The following is an 18,018-nucleotide window of genomic DNA, read 5'->3' on the forward strand; positions in this document are numbered from 1 at the left end:
CTTCAAGAACTAATTTCACTGCAGCAATTTTAAACTGTTTATCATAACTTCTTCTCATAAGTAGACCACCTTTCACTATTTTATCTTAACTTTGTGTCTACTTTATCATACCATGCCCACAGTTTTATTATTTAAACTGTCTACCTTAAGGGGAGCATATCATCTTTTAATACTCAATGCTTACCTTTTTTATAGAACACACGCGGTAGGATTCGAACCCACGACATTCTGATTCGTAGAATCAGTTTTTTATCCACTTCAAAACACCCTTCAAACCCTTTATTTTCAACACTTTTATTCATTCTCTAATATCTAATCTAACAATACCTATTACACATTTTTATTTTTACTACACACTTGTTACACACAAAAAATTGTATCAAAACTTACCTAACAAATTTATTATTCCTACTATACACTTTACAACTTCAAACATTCTATTCACACTTATTTACATGATACATTTAAAATTATACTTTAATTGTGACCAATATATGCTATAATAAACATAAAAAAAGCACCAGTGCTACCAACACTGATGCTCCCTGAATGTTTTTGTATTCTGGGCTATGAATTTAAAATCACAACTTATCTATTGCGATTAGAACTGTCATCTTTGCAGGGTGGACAGTTCTTTTCTTTTGTACTGAATTCTATATGTAAGCCTAGAGCTTTTAACTTAAACTTATCTATAAAAGTTCCTTTTCTTGGGTAGATAACTATCGCTATCGCCAATACTATCATTAGTACAGTATCCATCATAGCACCTCCTTTCGGTCTATAAGATAATAACCTTATCCATAGCCCTTAGGAGGGTAACATACAACCTCCACGCCACCCTTGCGTGGTTTTATTTCCTTGCATAGTATAGCATATAGCTTAAATAATAAAAAGTGTTATTCCTTACCTAATGCCTCTAAATACATTTCTAATAAAATACCTCTTAACTCTTTTGATCTTATCAGTTCCCATTCTTTTATTTCACATATCAATTGATAGAACTTTTTAATACACCACTCCAATAATTTCCATATTATTGTTCCTACACCTACTACAAAAAATAAAAACATTAACATACTGAATCCATCAGATATAGTTATATCTTTATATATAACTTTCACCTGTTCAGCCCAAACTGGCAATAAAAATACTACTGCTCCTCCTTTTATAACGATATTACTCTTCGACTTCTTAATTATTTCTTTTTCAATGCTTTCTAATACCATTGATATTTGCTTCTCTGTTTTTACATCATGCATTCTTAAATACTCTTTAAATACTTTTCTATCTAAATCATTTTTCTTTTCCCATGAATCTATCTTATATACTTCCCTCGCTATTCTCTCTTTTACCTTATCAGTAAATTTTTCATTTATTATTAGAACTACATACATGACTCCAAGTGCTACTATTTCGCTTACACTTCCTATTAATATCCACTCCCTCTTTTTCAATATGAAATAAGCTCCTATAAACATACTTGCTAACAATATACCTGCTATTATAGGGCCTGAATAAAATTTCACCTTCTCTTCTTTGCTCATATATCTTCTCCATCTATATTTAGGATCCATTCTCTTTTTATACTCATTCAAATACTTGTTATGATAATCATTCATAGTTATTTATCCTTTCAAAATATTTTTTATACTATTATACAAAAAAATAACACCCTATTACTAGAGTGCTATTACTGGTATTAAATATGGTCTTAATTCTTTTAATATCTTATCTTTTCTTTTATATAAAGCTGTTTTAGCCAAATTATATTGTAATGCTATATGTTCTATTTTTATATTCTCCCAATATCTTAATTGAATGAACTCAATACTCTCTGCATCTAATAGACTTATCGCATTCTCTATCTTCTGTATATGTCGCTCCTTACTCCTAATAAGCCTTATTATATGTTCTGCTTTATCCTTTAAACTTCCCTCTCTCCCTATAAATTCATTCTCTACAGCTGAGTTAAATATATAAGCCGGACCACCTGTATCCGGTGCTCCACTCTCTCCATAAACCCTTATTACTTCCGTAATCTCTTCTAAATCTATGTATAAGTTTTTCACTTCTATTTTTAGGCTTGGATAATTATATAATATGTTTTCTAATTCTTTATACTGAGCCATAAATCCCCCTTTATTATTATGTCTACACTATGTACTTACTAAATCACTCTAATCTACTTGTATTTTACAAAACCCCTCTGCTCCTCTTATACCAAACAACATAATACATAAGCTGGCCAACGCTTTACGAGTTTTATTATCTAATTCCTGTATTTTGACCTTCTCTAACTTTTCCATTTTTCTTATGCTCTTCTTTGATACAATATACTTCTTCCTAAGTAAACTCCCCTTATCTTCTAAAATATCTAGTATATCATCTACATACTTTATAATTTCTAAATTATGCTTAATACATGCTATTGTCTTTTCTCTAGTGCTACCCTTTTCTATCTTTACTCTATTCATTAGTTGAAGGGTCTCATGCTTTTTTATATTGTAGCCCTTTAATAAATTAATAGTATGCCGTTCAAAATAATTCATCTCTCTTCCCCTCCCTATATTGCTAGATTTAATAACTGACTTATTTCATTATCTAAGTCTCTGATAAAATCCCATCTTACATTTCCTGTATCATATGCTCTTCCTTTTCTAATATATCCTTGTTCGGCTATTCTCACTCTTCCCCATTTGCTTTTTCGAATCTCCCTAAACGCCTTTATTTCTATCTGCCTTATCTTATGTCTTGTCTCCCCTAGTACCTTCCCTATCTCTTCATATGTATAGCATTTCCCATCACTAAATCCATATCTAAGCCTAACTATTTGTAATGCCTTAGGATTAATATTTTTACTACTCACAAGCATCTTCTCCACCTGCTTATAATCTTCCTTGTTTGCTATACTCTCTTCTATACCTGGATAAATATCCTCGTCAGCTAACGTCTCTTGCAGTTCTATGTCATTATCAATGCCTGGTACCATAGTATTTAAACTATAAACTTGCATGCTCTTATTATTTATCTTATTTCTTGTAGGGTACATGAACCGATGCATAGCCTTATATATCCAATAGTACGCATACGTAATAAAAACTGCTTCCGTCTCTTCATTATATTTTTCTACAGCTTTTATTAATCCTATATACCCCTCTTGAATTAAGTCCTCTTGATCTATAGCATTATCACGACCAGTAAAGAACCGTTTGGCCACTTTATAGATAAGTGCTTTATTTTGTTCTAGAAGCAGTTGTAAACTCTCACTATTACCTTGCTTATATAATTGTATCAACTCTTCATTAGTCATTTATTCACTTCCTCTTATCCTCAATAAAAAAACAGCCATAAGAAATAACTAAGCTCGCAATTTTGCGTAGTCAATCATTTCCCATGCCTGTTATAGCTTCCCTCAAAAGACTATTTTGAGAGGGTACTTCTCATTATTCATTTAATTTAATTGTACCATACCACCTAAACTAAGTACATTTACTTGTCAAATAACTATTTGTTATACACATAGCTTCTCTATTTTATATAATTGTTTAGCTCTTCTACTAGTTTATAAACACTAGTACTAGGATTTTGATGATGTACTATCCCTATATTGCTACACTTACTCTCTAGTTTTTTAGCATTTTTAATTGCAGTAAGTTGTTTTCCTAACAGTAACTCACAAATATTATGTGTATTTTTCTTATATGCTATTCCATATTCTTTTTTCATTAAATTATCTAACTTATTAAATACCAAACCTCTTGGCATTTCGTTGTCAAAATATTGGAAATGCAATAAATACCAAACTTCAAAACATTCATTACTGTATGCTACTTTAATATTATTCTTATGAGCTAATTCAAATGCTTGATTATATGTAGAAATCTCAAAACTATCTCTATCAAACACACACCATACTTGGTCGAATATTATCTGTTTTTCTTTTTCTATTTTTTTCTTAATAGCTATAGCTTCTCTTACTAGACTTAATGTATTTTTACCTTCCCCACATATATCAATATTAATTTCTTGCTTACAATTTTCCTTATACCATTCAAAATAATTAGGTTCTGTTCTAGCTCCCTCACAGACTATCAATATATAGGGCAAGACCTTTTTTCTTTTACGTTTCCTTTCTAATTCCTTATCTTTTCTCTTATGATGAAGATTATCCGTTCCCATTTACTATTCTCCTTCATTAAAGTCTAAGGTATGGAATGGCTCCATATCTTCCCCTTAAGTAATCTTTATCTAACAATGCATCTTTTCGTACATGCTCTTCAAAATCTATTAATGCAGTTAATTCAGATTCACCATATTCATTTTTCTCTACAAACCAAAATTGGTCTCTCCTAAAGCTTTTATCTCCTAAAATATTGACATCATGTGTGGTCATAATAAATTGAGCATCTTTGTTAATTTGATTTTTTACAATAAATCTTAGCAATCCTAGTACAAGCTTAGTATGTAAACTATTTTGAATCTCATCAATAAACAGAACTCCTCCACTGAAGATAGTATCAATGATAGGTCCTGCTAACTCAAATATTTTTCGGGTTCCTCTTGATTCCATGTTAAATTTACATGTTTCTAAGCTAACTATTTTTTTATTTTCATCGTATTTCTTATGTACTGTGGATACATGTTGAGCAATTATCTCTAACCTCTTATCCTCATTATCCTGTGCTACTTCCTCCTGCAGCTCATCTAATAACTTTCTAGCTATCTTCATTGGTAGTTTATCGATAATCTTCTCTAAACTAACATTTTCATCTTCTAAAATAATATCCTCAATACCTACATCTATCCCCTTAATTAAGTCCATTAAAACTTGTCGTTGTTGTTCATATTTATTTCCCTCATTTTTTAAAATACTCAAGGTAGTGTTAACATATTTATCGTCTAGACTTGAAATTATATGTACATTCCTAAACCATTTAATTAATTCATTTGAAATTTCTCCATTAAACTGGGCACATACAGAAAGGAATAATGCATTCTCTCTCACTGCACTTTGATAATTCCTTCCTTCTTTAAATTTTTCCCCTAAGCTGATTTTCTGACCTTCTCTTATAAATAGCTTAGACTCTCTGGAACTATAACGTGCAAATAACCATTCACTTACTATTTTTTCTTTGCAAGCTTCAAATCCATATCTATAAATAACCCCTTTTTGATTAAAAACTACTTCTAATAAAGATGGTTCATTTTCAGTTAAAGTACTAAATTTAAAAGGATTTACTTTAATTTTTTCTCCTTGTTGGGTATCTTTTGATGAATTAATAACAAACCACTTTAAAAATGTTATAGCTTGTAGTATATTACTTTTCCCCGAAGCATTTGCTCCATAAATTATAGAATTTTTAAGAATATTATGTTTCCCTACTTGTTTCACCTGTTCTTTTTCATTAGTAGCATCTTTTGATGCAATCATACTAAGTACATTTTCTTCTTTAAAGGATGCAAAATTTTTAATAGTTAATTCGATTAACATATGTTACCTCCTTAATTCCTTATTTAAAAAGCTATACTACATCATAGTAGCATAGCTTTAGATTTAAAACATTATTTTTGTGATTTTTTTTCATTTTTTCTAATTTAAATCCGTTTTTTATAATCAATATGGTTGAGAAAATTTTTCTGGAATATATTCATATTCAAATCTATCTTTCGATAATCTCCCATCTGTATGGTAGCAAGTTAGTATCTTAAAAATTTTTTTCTCTACCTCATCATATTCGTATTCGATTCCCCACTTTAAGTCTTTAACCTTTTTCATCTTTACTTCACCTTCATTTAAAAGTTATTAAATTATATTCATATTTTTCTCTTTCTAATCATTTCTTTCAAAAAAGCTCTTGATGCAAGTACCAACCAATACCTATATCAAGAGCTTCAAAAATGTCTTTATTCATTAATCTTATCTCTTTAAGTACTTTTCATTAATAAAATTAACACGTCCTTATTAATATTTTCATTTCAAGTTTTTTCAAGTTCACCTATACAACTTTTTTTATGGGGTTTTATAAGGTAGGCTTTTGAATGTCAAGTTTTATTTGTTTTTCATGTTAGGTTTTGTGAGGTCTTTCTCCTAGATACAGGCTATTTTTTAACCTCGCCCTAATCTCATCCTTACTAATTATTTTATATAAGGTTTTATAAGGTAGGCCATTCTCACTTTTTAGTATTTTATTGAAAGGTAACGTTACCTTTTAACGTTACTTTATTACTAGCATTTACAAGCACATTTTATTGCTCTACGCCATAATTTACCATACTTTATATACATAAAAAACGTTGCATTTATCTACATTACAACGTTCCAAATAATATGGAGCGTTCCGTTAAAAATATGGAACGTTCTGTTACTAAATAGCCCCGAAGCAGCAGGCTACACCTTTACAAAACCTTGACATTTCTCAACAATCTAACTTTAGTAAATCTTAGGGTTTCTTAGGTTCTAACCTTAGTAAACCTCAGTATGTAAATAGAACACTCCCCCTCAATATACTCCATCCGTTACCGACATTTATGTTAGCAAATGTTAGCATCTTAATTAAATTTGACAGGTGTCCTTTAAGGTCTTTAGTTATTATGCATTTCAAGTTTTTCAATCTCCAATGTCAACATTTGTCAACATCACCCCTCTTTTTAAGGGGCTAAAAAGGCTAAATTATTAACCCTTAACGATTAAATTCTCTACTTCTTCATTCTGAATATCTTCATCAATATAATCCATTACATATCTCTCCTATTTTTACTTTAAATTTTATTTATTCTATAAAGGATACATATGTTCAATATCTACTTGATACAAATGTTCCTATTCTTAATGTCCCCTTCTAATAAAATAAAGGAGGCATAACACCCCCTTTAAGTTTAACTACTGGCTATCAATTCTATAATCTATTGCATAAGGCTTATTCTCATACTTTTTTAGTTCAGGTGGCAGTGCACCAAATATACGCTTCCTATGTCTTAACATATAACACTTTTCTAGTTCTGCTTCACGCTCTAACTCCACATATCTTGCTTCTGTAGGAGTTGCCTTATTATGTTGAACCTGGAACATCCTATTTTAACCCCATGCATTTGCATATGGATGCGTATCATAAACTTGTCTTAAAAAGCTGACTTCCGTTTCTGTTTGATAAGGACTTATATACAACCCATGCCCCAAAGGCTTTAACTTATTAAGTTTTGCTTTTATTTTGTCTATATTTGCAATATCTGTAAACGTAATATATCCTTCTCTATTAAAAGACTCCGCACCCTCATAATTCATGCCTGGTACTATCTTTGCTTCTGCTCGATCCAGTTCCTTTTTCGCACGTAATTTAGCATACATTCTAATTAACGCCATAACCTCTTTATTATTCTTATCCATAGCCAAATCTTCAATTATTAATGTCAATTCATCACTTGTTAAACTCATTACAATATCTTTTGCTAACTGTAACCTATGACTAGGTAATTCCATATTTAATAAGTCCACAGCAAGTACATCTTCATTGCTAAGTGTAATAAGGGCATCATACTTAGCAGATATAGCTTTAATAATGTTTTTCTGAACATTATATTTTTCTTGATAAAAGGCTCTAGCATCTTCAAGCAATTTATCTCTTTGTACTTCAAGTTCTTTTATCCTTAGAGGGTATTTAGTTTGCTTCAGCTCTTCTCTAATAGCTTTTCCTCTTGCTTTAAACTCTTCGAATTTAGGATTAATATCTTGACAGGTTTCACTTAGTGCCTGTTTTTGTTCTTCCTGTAACTTTTGAATTGCTTCTTTTAATTTACTCATTTTTATTTTCCTCCTAGTTTTTACAAAATAAAAAAACACGAGAATAATTAATAGAACGAACCTTTTCGCTATATCAATTTATTCCCGTGCCTTTTCTGTTGGCTTCCCTAACTGACCACAAAATGGTGGCGAGCTAGAGGGTACTTCACGTGCCGTATTTATTTATCTCTATTATACCATTTCACAGAGGGGGTATACAAGCTAAAACCTATGTTTTTCAAGGGCTATTCAGCATTTATATATATGTTTTTATGCCCTTTTTTGACCTGTTCTTTGCCTATTTTGATAATTTTTAACCCACTTAATGCCTGCAAAGCACGTTGTTTTTCTTCTTCATTTTTATACGATATTTTTATTTTTAGCATTAGCTATCCCCCCTATAAATGCCTTAATCATATGTAAATGTCTTAGATTATCAATTTTATTTAACATGTAAATAATGTCCTTTATTAATTGTTCTTTCATATTCTACCTTAGCCTTTCTTAGCATTCTAATGTTAGCATTTGTTAATATAAATTCCTTTTTAGGGGCTCCGAAAACTCCGGATACCTTGTACAAATCTTGTACTAACCTTAACATTTCTTAACATACATTCTCTTTTTAGGGATGCCGAAATCTTCCCTTTTAGGGCAGCCGAAAAGGCCGAAATGTATATTTTCTCAACATTTTACACTTGATTTATTTCAGCTCACACGATAGAATTAAATCGCCAAATCTAATTTTCATGTGGGCCTTTAACTAAGTGTTGTATTAGTTAAGGGCTTTTTTCTTTTCCAATAAATCTAATAACATCATCGCCGCTCTGTCTGCCTGCTCCTCATACTCACTATGTTTTTCACTGAATATAGTATTGCCTTTATCGCTATGTAAATAAGCATGAGCCATTTCATGAGCTAATGTATATCTCATTTCTTCTATACTTAATCCTTTTCTGATTGCTATGGTTTTTCCGACCATAAGACCTCTTGCTCTGCTCTTGAATGGCTTTATTATAATTTCTAAGTCTTTTCTTTTCCCTAGGTCCACTAGCTCTGCTATTACTGAATCTTTTTCTACTACTTCACATAAACTCATATTCATCTACTCCTTTTTCTCTCTACAAGGTGTCTTTCAATAAGATAAAATATTTCTGTTATCTTTTCCATGTCTATACCTGGATTATTTTTTAATCCTTTCAATAGCCTCTTGGATAATCTCATGTATTTCTTCTATAGTTTTTCCTTCTACTGCTTTCTCAAATGCTTTTAACAACTCATTTGCTTCATTTGTACTCATATGTATCTACTCATTTTCATTAATTAATTTATATAAGGTTCATTCCCTCATAGCCTATATACGAACTACACTACCTTTAGTTAAGCCCATTAGGAAAATACAATTTAAATGGTTGTGGTGCCTGCTGAATAATATTGTTATCCAGTAACCATTGTACGGTTGGGTCATGTCGCTTCATCTTCTCTAAATCAACCATTATTTTTAGGTGTGTAGTTGGGTCTACGTAGCAGTTGTCCCTTATGGACACTTCATGTATAAGCACTGCATATCCTGCAAGAATATCTTGTAAAAATGCCCCATTTTCTTCCCATGTTTTCTTTAGTTGTTCCATTCTCATGGTTACTTTGTACAAGGTATTAGGCTTACTGCTTTCCTCAACTATCATTTCAAAGTCGTATCCATCATTTATTTGTTTCATATGTAACTTACTCCTTTATAAATTCCATTCTTTTTTCAACTTATCATTAATAAATTGCATTAACTCTGTATCACCTGTTGCACTATCTGGGTGAAAGTATTTTGCTAATATCTTAAAGCATTTTCTTAACTTAACTTTATCCTCTTCATTGTAGTTACTACCACTATTCTCTTGATAACTACTGTTGTAGTTACCTTTAAAATAATCTTGGTAACTATATGAATTGTAGTTACTCTTAAATTGTTCATAGTAACTATGATTTTTCTTTAATACTTCCAAGTATTCTGCATTTCTCAATGTACCAAAAACATCATAGCAACGATCATATGTATTACTACCATAAGTATTTTCAAATTGTGCTCTAGCTTCTGCGTATTTTCGGGTTATTTCACTATGTTTTTGACTTACCTTATATTCTTCCGTCTGCGTGTACTCTGCCCTTATACGCTCATATAGTGGCTCTAGCTTAGTTTCCACAATATCATACAGTTTATCCCACGGTATACCTGTTTCATCTGATATAGCCTGCAATTTTCCTTCTACATACTCATAGTAACCATAATTAAACATATCGTAATAACCAATAGTTCCTAAGCTCCACTGTTTAGCCTTAATCTTACCATCTACCCTGTAACTTTCTCTAAGTGTTATTTTATAGGCTGTTTTAATGGGCCTTTCATATCTATCATCTGAAAAACGATAACTATAAATAACTTCACCATTAAAACTCCAACTATAGACTTCTATTTCCTTATGTGCTCCATATGGATTAGACTTTTTATTTTGTATCTCTTGCACTATGCAATACACATCTTCACTCCCTTTGTAGTTACTTGATAAATTTATGTATTAACTACAGTTCTTTTCTTATTCCTCAATCATATGCCCCATACTCTGCATACCCTCACCTACTCTACCCCCTCCAATAATAAGTCTAAATCCTTGTTAGCTTCATTTGAAACCTTTAGCCCTACATTCTCATTAGGTAACTCAATCAAACGCACTGATGAGCTTATTTGGTTTATTGTAGACGCATCATATTTCAAGTCTTCCATTTTCTTTTTACTGGTTATTATCGTTACCTTTCTCATATCAGTTCTCTTACTAATTACCTCATACATTAAAGTACTAATATAATCCGTCACTTTTTCAGTTCCTAAGTCATCAATAATTAATACTTTGGCATTAGTAAGTACACGTAATTTATCATCAACTATAGGATTTTCTTTACTAGACTGCCTCATTGCCCTTTTGTATTCTTCAAAAAACGTGGTAGCTTTAATAAATTTTGGTGATTCGTTGTACTGCCTTATTAATGCATTTGCAAGTATTGAAGCCAGAAGCGTTTTTCCTGCTCCCGAACTAGGGCTATAAATATACAGCCCTACCCCTTTGTCAACAAACTTTCCAAAATTCTCAACAAAACGTGTAACCTTTTCTTTAGCATTTCTAGCTAACACCTTATCCATGTAAATTTCTGGCCTAAAATCCTTCATCCTAACATATCTATGAGCTTCTGGTATTCCTGTTCTACTGGTGCTTTTATCATAATCAACCTGTAACTGGACATGTTCATAAATCATGTTATTATCATTTTTTATTTCATATATTCTACACTCTTTCCTTATTCGAACATTAAAAGGTGTATCTATTGGTGCATTTTCATAAGGATATAAAGGATTCCCTTCATCATCTAATCTATCAGAATGGAAGGTCTTCATCTTCTGGGTCTGTTCTGTAGTATGCTTCCAACTGCTCTGGTGTAAATCTTGTGTTATCATATTCCACCTCTTCCTTACTTTGACTTACTGTTTCTTGACTTACATTTTCATCTAGGTAATCTATATAACCACCATTCCAAAATGTACCCTCATTCTTATACTGTAATGTTGCAAATCCATTAGCTCGTGTATCTTGTACATACTGGTTATATCTTTCAATGCATCTTATAAGTTGCTCCTTACCATACTTCTCTATCAGCTTTGGCAGTTTCTTATCTGCTACAGATTTATTTTTATTACCTGGATATAGCTTTCTAATCTCTGATTTATCTGTTTCTAAATGACTATATATATTTTTATTAACATTATTATCATTATTAACATTATTGTTTGTTTTCTTTGTTGTTTCCTGACTGTTTCCTTTATGTTTCTTTACTGTTTCCTCACTGTTTCCTTGTATCTGATAAATATCATATTTTACAATGGTTATAACTGTTTTCTTTTTATCACTTAAGTATGTAATCATGCCATCACTTTCTAAGTCACTTAAAAACTTCTTGGTTTTCTTCGTACTCCATCCCCATCTATCTGACAATTGCCTTAATGATGTAATCTTGCTACCTCTTGATACAGTGGTGAGTGTACCATCAAACATAATCTTATTTTCCTTATGATTAACTAAGAGCAACAAATCAATCCATGCTCTTGCTTTATCAAAAGGTTTCTCTTGCCACAACCAATGCTCTTGTAAGGTTCTATAGACACTAATCCATCCTGTATCCAAACCATCACCTACTTTTAAAACTCTTGGCCAACACTATTGTTTAGCCATTCCTCAAACCTACTTATAGGAATTAGTGTTCTGTTTCCTACTTTTATACAAGGGAACCTTTAGACTTGCAAAGCTGTCTAGCCTTATTTTCGCCAATTCCCATAACTTGGGCCAGTTCTTTAACACTTAAAGTTCTTCTTTCAATATTTTTCTTCTGCTCTGCAACCTTTTCAGTAAGATCTTTTACTTTATCACTCATTAAATGTCCTCTCCTTTCAACAACTTCATCATAATTTGAAGTTGTACTTTAATCTGTCCAGCATTGCCCTTAATTGCAAATGGCATTTAATCAACTCCTTTAATAACGTAATTTTGCGTAGTTACAACTGTACCTGTGGGTACGCTTGTCCTCGGTGCGTAGATATAGGTATCTTGATAGGAGCACCTTTTGATTCCCCCGAATTGGGGAGTAAGTTTTTAGATAGGTTCAACATAGTGTACAAAGGTGCCTCAAATTCGAGGCAGGGGTGCGTCAGATTTGACGCAGGGTAACTAAATTAGGTTAGCCTTAATCTTCACTAAAGAATAATGTTTGTACATCTGTATTAAGTGCTTTTGCAATCTTAATCATTAACTCTCTACTTGGGTTAGTGCATCTTCCACTTTCCAAGTTACCTATGTGTTGTTGTGTTACTCCAACCTTCTCAGCTAGGTCCTTCTGTTTAATACCTAATTCAATTCGTCTTAATTTAAGTTTTAAGTTCATTCTATCACCTCACTTTTTACCACCACCAGTGGTTGTAATATTTTTATACCACTGATAGTGTGTTTAGTCAACTATTTTTTCATTTTCCTACTATCATTTTCCCACTTATAGTGGTATATTAAGATTATAATTAATAGGGAGTGAGTATATGAATGAATTATTAAATGAAATAAAGCCTCTAAATATTCCAACTCGTATAAAAGCTTTAAGAAAAGCCAAAGGACTAACTCAAAAGGAGTTGGCTAAACAAGCAGGCGTAAGCTTTAGTATGGTAAGCAAAATTGAAAGTGGTGAGCGAAACAACCCTTCACTTGAAATACTCGAAAAAATAGGAAATGTAATAGACTTAACATTAGATGATTTATTAGGCAATAATTCTTTACACAACCAAATAATCGCTGAGGATATCGCATTTTTAACAGAGTTCTTTAAAAGTTGCAGCTCTGAAGAAAGTAATCTAGTTTTAGATATTATTGATTCTATTTGTTTATTATTACGAAGCTACCCTACTAGATATGAAGATCTTGAACATTTAAAGCTTTGCTCTATGTATATTGGAATGATTCGTGCACTTTCTACCCACCTCGAAAATGTATGTTTTGAATCTTTATTACTTCCTGATGAAGATATGACTAAAAAACTTTTTAGCACCTACACCAAAGAAAAAGAACTAATTAATAGCATTTTAGATTCTATTTTTGAAAACTATCTAGATAAACTGGTTGCCAATAAATCAACTCAAACTTCAAAAGATTATATTAAACCGTCTTCTGAAGATCCCGTTATAACTTGATATTACTTTATCCCTTTACGAACTAATCAATGCTAGAATTTCAAGTTCTAAGCAATTATCTTCATTAGACAAAATCGTATTAAAAAAACATCAAGATATGATTTAACAAGAAGATTCCACAGCAGATTAAAAGCCATCAGTAAGGTCAACACCTGCAGGTGTATAGCAGAATGCTCCCCACCTAAACTGTCAATTTGACGAACTAGCCCAACGGAATTTTTCGTTCAGCTACCACTCCTATACAATATGACACGCTAGGAAGTTTTACTTCTAGTCGTATAGGTCACGGGAATTTTCCCTTCACCTTTCGACACTTTTGCCAAAACTAACTGACATTCAGTAGGTCAGTTAGTTTTGCGAATGGAATTTTCCTGTGGTTAAATTCGGAAAGCAGAATTTTCTGCCGTCCTCCAAGTGTAAGAAAGTACAGATTTGTACAGTCATTCGTCACTTCGGGCATAACGTATATCAAATCAATCTGTAGGTACTGTGTTTATATCCATAGTGCCTACAACTATGTAAAAGAGTGTAATAAACAAAAAAATATAAACCTATCAAAGAAAAACCAAGTACGAAAGGAATAATGGTTGTGAAAGATATAGTTGAAAAATTAATAGAAAAATCTAAAGAAGCCTTCATTATGGCTATAGAGATATATAATAAGCCCACTATTCATTACAGAATAGAAGGCTTTAGTTTTTTTATATGTAACGCTTGGGAATTGATGCTTAAAGCTCATATGATAAATAAATTTGGATACCCTAGTATTTATTACAAAGACAACCCTAATAGAACTATAACTTTAGAAAAATGTATTGAACAAATTTTTACTAACAACAAAGCGCCTTTACGTCTAAACCTTGAAAAAATTATAGACCTTAGAAATACTAGTACCCACTTTATTACCGAAGAATATGAGATGGTTTATATCCCACTCTTTCAGTCTTGTGTTTTTAACTTTAATGAAAAGATGTCTGAATTTCATAATGTGGACATGACTGAACTTATTCCACAGAATTTTTTAACCCTTTCCGTAAGTATGAAATCACTTGATGTCAATGAAATCAGGGCAAAGTACCCTATTGAACTTGCTGATAAACTCATTAATACTAATTCAACTATAACCGAAATGATCTCTGAAAATAATCAAGGTTTTGCTATTAGAGTTGAACATTATCATTACCTTACCAAAGATAAAAACAAAGCAACATCACATGTTTATATTGATAAGAATGCAGCTACCCCTGCAACTATTATTAAAGAATTAAAAGATCCTAATGATACTCATAAATATACTGCTAAAAATTGCATTAAAGAAATTAATAAACGATTGAAGAAACTCGGTATTTCTTTAGTCTTTAACATGCATCACTTTAAGTTATTCTGTAACTATTATGAGATAAAAACTAATCCTAAGTTATGTTATACATATAAGGTTACTTCTAACCCTACTTATAGCTACTCCATGCAAACCATTGAATTAATCGTAGAAGAAATAAAAAAAGATCCTATCAATATAATAGGTAACTTGAAAAATAGGCAAAAAAAATAAGCCAACCCCAGGGGCAAAGGAATTCTTAGTCACATGGACCTACTCTCATTCGAGAACCCAGCCTACATCCTTCACGAGTTAACTTACTTATATAATAATATTATATGCTTCACTTGTCAAATTATTTACTCTACAAACAAATCTTTCTACGAATTTTAATAAAAATTTTTTATTATAAAATCTATAAAGGAGCAATAATACATGTCTGAAGAAAAGAAAAAAAAGAAAAAACGTTCTAAAGCTAATGGAGAAGGTACAATATGGACTGAGCAAAGAAACAGTAAACCCTATTACAGAGGAGCATATGTGATAGGCTATGACGATAAAGGTAAACCTATTAGAAAGCTATTTTCTAGTTCCAGTAAGCAAGTAGTCATTGATAAGATGGCCGAATATAGGACACAAAAAAATGCAGGGTTAATTTCATCAGATGACAAAATAACTCTGCAGCAGTGGTTCCATATTTGGCTATTTGAATTTAGAATTAACGACCTCAAAGATACATCATTTGAACGCTATGAGGGCATTTATAGGAATTATATAAAGAATAGCACCCTAGGCAAGAAAAAGCTCACAGATATTCGCACAGCAGATATACAGGCCTATTATAATTCACTTATAGAACAAGGGCGTACTTCTAATGTAGTTAAAACTCTAAATAAGCATCTACGGACTTGTTTAAATGATGCCATCAAGCAAGGATATATTACGCGAAATTACTGCTCCCTTGTTACTATTCCTAAAACAGAAAGTGAAGAATGCGATAAGGAGAAAGAAATAACATTCTTTACACCCGAAGAACAACAAATCTTTTTATCTTCATTAGAGAAACATAGAAATAAAGCCTTGTTTATACTTGCTCTTGGAAGTGGTTTAAGACTTGGCGAACTCATGGCTCTAAAATGGGAGGATATAGACCTAGATAATAATATGATTAATATTACTCGTGCAATCTCTCAAATCTCTAAAGTTGGAAAAGATGGTTCACGCACATGGTCCATATTAGAACACCCCCCAAAAACTAAAAGTAGTATTAGAACTATTCCTATTCCAACTAAGGTTAAAGATGCCCTTAAAACTCATAGAGCTCAACAAAATAAAGAAAAACTTAAACATGGAGAACTCTATCAAGATAACAACCTAGTATTTTGTACCGAATTAGGTAACTATATTGATACTCGCAACTTAACTAGATCATATGCAAGAGCCCTTGTTAAAGCAGGAATACCTCATAAAAAATTTCATTCTATGAGACACACCTATGCTACAAGACTATTCGAAAGTGATGTTCCTATTAAAACGGTTCAAGCATTAATGGGCCATAGTGATATTGCGACTACAATGAATATTTATACTCATGTAATCCCCGAAAAAATGACTGATGAAGTCCAAAAACTAAATGCATTATTTAGCTAGGATTTATTTTTTTATTTTCTACTACACACTTACTACACATTTTCACTCTATTACACACTAGATTTAAAAAAGAGGTAAGCACTCTATCTATTGATAGTCAAAGCTTACCTCTTTCTTATAACACACGCGGTAGGATTCGAACCCACGACATTCTGATCCGAAGTCAGACGCTCTATCCAGCTGAACTACGCGTGCTTATTTAGTTACCTAATTATTGTAGCACTTTTTAGTAGCCACTTCAATATGAATTGACAGAGTTTTGATACTCAATTAGTTAAGCATTTTTTTATTAACACACCACCCTTGAACAATTTAAAATTACATTTTTTAACTCCTATTGAATTACAAATCTCCAATTAGGATACACTCTTTAAAAATAAATCAGATTATTATCTCGTTCAAAGGAGGTTCGTAATGGTAATTTTATTATGGCAACTACTCATTTATGTAAGTATCATAGGTTTCGGTCTATCAAAAGGCAAAGAAGGTACTACTTGTACTAGTGTTATATGGGCTCTATTTTGTATGACTTTTGTACTTACTCCTGAATTTGTACTCTTTCAACTCATCCATATCCTCATAGCATTCTCCATAGGTTTTATTATAGGTATCATAAGAGACCAAATAGTTTTATGGCTCCATAAATAAAAACATAAAAAAGGCATAGATTGATTAATTAGTCCATGCCTTTTTTATGTTAAATTTTATTCTTCTCATTTCCAAATCTTATCAAATACAGCAAGGTGGTCGATACTACCATTCATTTGATCTGTTACATAACTTGCTATCAGTACACCTGTAAATAAGTTAGCAAGTTCTTTAGCATCATCTTTTAATGCAACTTCATTATTCCCTTGAGCTGTCTCACAGATCTTTTCAAAGAGATTATGAAGAGTTAAATTATTATAATAAGCATACTCTTCTTCTTCAATACCATTAAAGAAGTAAACAAATTCAGCATCAATAAGCTTCATTTCATTATTTTCTTCTCCTACACCGAGTAAAAAGCTTATATAACTATCTACAAAACGGCTGTATTGTGTCTCTTCATTGAACCACTTATAAATTTCTCTAATCTTTTCTTCAAAAGATAAATCCTCTGGCCATTGTTTCATACGGAGCGCGATACGGATTGTAAAAATCCTCAAGAAGTAATGGAATACATGGTCTTTAGTAGAAAAGTAATTGAAGAAAGTTCCTCTTGAAATTTGAGCACGGCTACAAATTTCATCTACAGTGATAGAGGAAAAATCCTTTTCCTTAAGTAAATGGCTTACTGCTTTTAAAATAGTCGTCCTCGTTTTTACAAAGTTAATCTTTCTTAAAGGAAAACTCTCTAATGATTCGTACATAATTAACTCCTTTCAATTCTACACTTCATGTTTTCCTTTAAAGTATGGTCCATTTTAAATTTTCTATTCATTTTTAAAGAAATATTTTTTATATCCACTAAGCCGTTTTTAAGTATAAATAAAACTAGATTTTGGTAATAAATATTGATATATT

Annotated in this window: 23 protein-coding genes and 1 tRNA gene; 4 read left to right on the forward strand and 20 right to left on the reverse strand. The window is 31.6% G+C overall.

What is annotated here, in order from left to right; genetic code table 11:
• Window positions 1-588: 588 nt before the first annotated feature.
• The 18 genes from H8718_RS15540 to H8718_RS15625 all read right to left on the reverse strand — a co-directional run bounded on the left by H8718_RS15540 (window position 589) and on the right by H8718_RS15625 (window position 12,751).
• Entirely contained in the window at window positions 589-759 is a 171-nt protein-coding gene (locus H8718_RS15540) for a hypothetical protein (RefSeq protein ID WP_249333611.1), read from the reverse strand.
• 137 nt (window positions 760-896) lie between these two features.
• Window positions 897-1,619 carry a hypothetical protein gene (locus H8718_RS15545; RefSeq protein WP_249333612.1) on the reverse strand — a complete coding sequence of 241 codons (723 nt, stop codon included), beginning with the start codon at window positions 1,617-1,619 and terminating at the stop codon, window positions 897-899.
• A gap of 60 nt (window positions 1,620-1,679) precedes the next feature.
• Window positions 1,680-2,129, reverse strand: a complete 450-nt coding sequence (locus H8718_RS15550) for a hypothetical protein (protein ID WP_249333613.1) — start codon at window positions 2,127-2,129, stop codon at window positions 1,680-1,682.
• Window positions 2,130-2,177: 48 nt separating this feature from the next.
• Window positions 2,178-2,549: a hypothetical protein gene (locus tag H8718_RS15555; RefSeq protein WP_249333614.1), complete on the reverse strand. Its 372-nt coding sequence runs from the start codon at window positions 2,547-2,549 to the stop codon at window positions 2,178-2,180.
• A gap of 14 nt (window positions 2,550-2,563) precedes the next feature.
• Window positions 2,564-3,310 carry a sigma-70 family RNA polymerase sigma factor gene (locus H8718_RS15560; RefSeq protein ID WP_249333615.1) on the reverse strand — a complete coding sequence of 249 codons (747 nt, stop codon included), beginning with the start codon at window positions 3,308-3,310 and terminating at the stop codon, window positions 2,564-2,566.
• A 218-nt stretch (window positions 3,311-3,528) separates the two neighbouring features.
• Window positions 3,529-4,179, reverse strand: a complete 651-nt coding sequence (locus H8718_RS15565; protein WP_249333616.1) for an RloB family protein — start codon at window positions 4,177-4,179, stop codon at window positions 3,529-3,531.
• Window positions 4,180-4,195: 16 nt separating this feature from the next.
• Window positions 4,196-5,491, reverse strand: a complete 1,296-nt coding sequence (locus H8718_RS15570) for an AAA family ATPase (protein WP_249333617.1) — start codon at window positions 5,489-5,491, stop codon at window positions 4,196-4,198.
• Window positions 5,492-5,614: 123 nt separating this feature from the next.
• Complete coding sequence (locus H8718_RS15575; protein WP_249333618.1) at window positions 5,615-5,776, reverse strand: hypothetical protein; 162 nt, start codon at window positions 5,774-5,776, stop codon at window positions 5,615-5,617.
• Window positions 5,777-6,880: 1,104 nt separating this feature from the next.
• Window positions 6,881-7,069 (reverse strand): hypothetical protein, encoded by a 189-nt coding sequence (locus H8718_RS15580; protein WP_249333619.1) that lies wholly within the window; start codon window positions 7,067-7,069, stop codon window positions 6,881-6,883.
• A gap of 6 nt (window positions 7,070-7,075) precedes the next feature.
• Window positions 7,076-7,798: a hypothetical protein gene (locus H8718_RS15585; RefSeq protein ID WP_249333620.1), complete on the reverse strand. Its 723-nt coding sequence runs from the start codon at window positions 7,796-7,798 to the stop codon at window positions 7,076-7,078.
• A 224-nt stretch (window positions 7,799-8,022) separates the two neighbouring features.
• Window positions 8,023-8,163, reverse strand: a complete 141-nt coding sequence (locus H8718_RS15590) for a hypothetical protein (protein WP_249333621.1) — start codon at window positions 8,161-8,163, stop codon at window positions 8,023-8,025.
• Between the two features lie 386 nt (window positions 8,164-8,549).
• Window positions 8,550-8,873: an ImmA/IrrE family metallo-endopeptidase gene (locus H8718_RS15595; RefSeq protein WP_249333622.1), complete on the reverse strand. Its 324-nt coding sequence runs from the start codon at window positions 8,871-8,873 to the stop codon at window positions 8,550-8,552.
• 277 nt (window positions 8,874-9,150) lie between these two features.
• The gene (locus H8718_RS15600; RefSeq protein WP_249333623.1) at window positions 9,151-9,492 is read right to left on the reverse strand and encodes a hypothetical protein; all 342 of its coding nucleotides are present in this window, start codon (window positions 9,490-9,492) and stop codon (window positions 9,151-9,153) included.
• Between the two features lie 15 nt (window positions 9,493-9,507).
• Window positions 9,508-10,302 (reverse strand): hypothetical protein, encoded by a 795-nt coding sequence (locus H8718_RS15605; RefSeq protein ID WP_249333624.1) that lies wholly within the window; start codon window positions 10,300-10,302, stop codon window positions 9,508-9,510.
• A 98-nt stretch (window positions 10,303-10,400) separates the two neighbouring features.
• A complete protein-coding gene (locus tag H8718_RS15610) occupies window positions 10,401-11,273 on the reverse strand; it encodes an ATP-binding protein (RefSeq protein ID WP_249333625.1) in 873 nt (290 codons plus the stop codon).
• Window positions 11,194-11,997: a hypothetical protein gene (locus H8718_RS15615; RefSeq protein WP_249333626.1), complete on the reverse strand. Its 804-nt coding sequence runs from the start codon at window positions 11,995-11,997 to the stop codon at window positions 11,194-11,196. The genes H8718_RS15610 and H8718_RS15615 overlap by 80 nt, the downstream gene beginning before the upstream one ends.
• A 91-nt stretch (window positions 11,998-12,088) precedes the next feature.
• On the reverse strand, window positions 12,089-12,244 hold the full coding sequence (locus H8718_RS15620) for a hypothetical protein (protein WP_249333627.1): 156 nt from the start codon (window positions 12,242-12,244) through the stop codon (window positions 12,089-12,091).
• 309 nt (window positions 12,245-12,553) lie between these two features.
• Window positions 12,554-12,751, reverse strand: coding sequence for a helix-turn-helix transcriptional regulator (locus H8718_RS15625; RefSeq protein ID WP_249333628.1), 198 nt, complete (start codon window positions 12,749-12,751; stop codon window positions 12,554-12,556).
• Between the two features lie 148 nt (window positions 12,752-12,899).
• Here H8718_RS15625 and H8718_RS15630 point away from each other — a divergent pair, with 148 nt between their 5' ends.
• The 3 genes from H8718_RS15630 (at window position 12,900) to H8718_RS15640 (ending at window position 16,512) form a co-directional block, all read left to right on the forward strand.
• Complete coding sequence (locus tag H8718_RS15630) at window positions 12,900-13,544, forward strand: helix-turn-helix domain-containing protein (protein ID WP_249333629.1); 645 nt, start codon at window positions 12,900-12,902, stop codon at window positions 13,542-13,544.
• Between the two features lie 589 nt (window positions 13,545-14,133).
• Window positions 14,134-15,096, forward strand: a complete 963-nt coding sequence (locus tag H8718_RS15635) for a DUF3644 domain-containing protein (protein WP_330597748.1) — start codon at window positions 14,134-14,136, stop codon at window positions 15,094-15,096.
• Window positions 15,097-15,297: 201 nt separating this feature from the next.
• Window positions 15,298-16,512 (forward strand): tyrosine-type recombinase/integrase, encoded by a 1,215-nt coding sequence (locus H8718_RS15640; protein ID WP_249333631.1) that lies wholly within the window; start codon window positions 15,298-15,300, stop codon window positions 16,510-16,512.
• Between the two features lie 121 nt (window positions 16,513-16,633).
• Here the strand turns inward: H8718_RS15640 and H8718_RS15645 are convergent.
• Window positions 16,634-16,707, reverse strand: a tRNA-Arg gene (locus H8718_RS15645).
• A 219-nt stretch (window positions 16,708-16,926) separates the two neighbouring features.
• On the opposite strand from H8718_RS15645, the gene H8718_RS15650 reads away from it, so the two are divergent.
• Window positions 16,927-17,160 (forward strand): hypothetical protein, encoded by a 234-nt coding sequence (locus H8718_RS15650; protein WP_249333632.1) that lies wholly within the window; start codon window positions 16,927-16,929, stop codon window positions 17,158-17,160.
• A gap of 65 nt (window positions 17,161-17,225) precedes the next feature.
• Here H8718_RS15650 and H8718_RS15655 read toward each other — a convergent pair whose 3' ends face one another.
• A complete protein-coding gene (locus tag H8718_RS15655) occupies window positions 17,226-17,864 on the reverse strand; it encodes a TetR/AcrR family transcriptional regulator (RefSeq protein WP_177671993.1) in 639 nt (212 codons plus the stop codon).
• Between the last annotated feature and the right edge of the window lie 154 nt (window positions 17,865-18,018).

This window comes from Zhenhengia yiwuensis (assembly GCF_014384995.1).
GTDB classification, from domain to species: Bacteria; Bacillota; Clostridia; order Lachnospirales; family Cellulosilyticaceae; genus Zhenhengia; species Zhenhengia yiwuensis.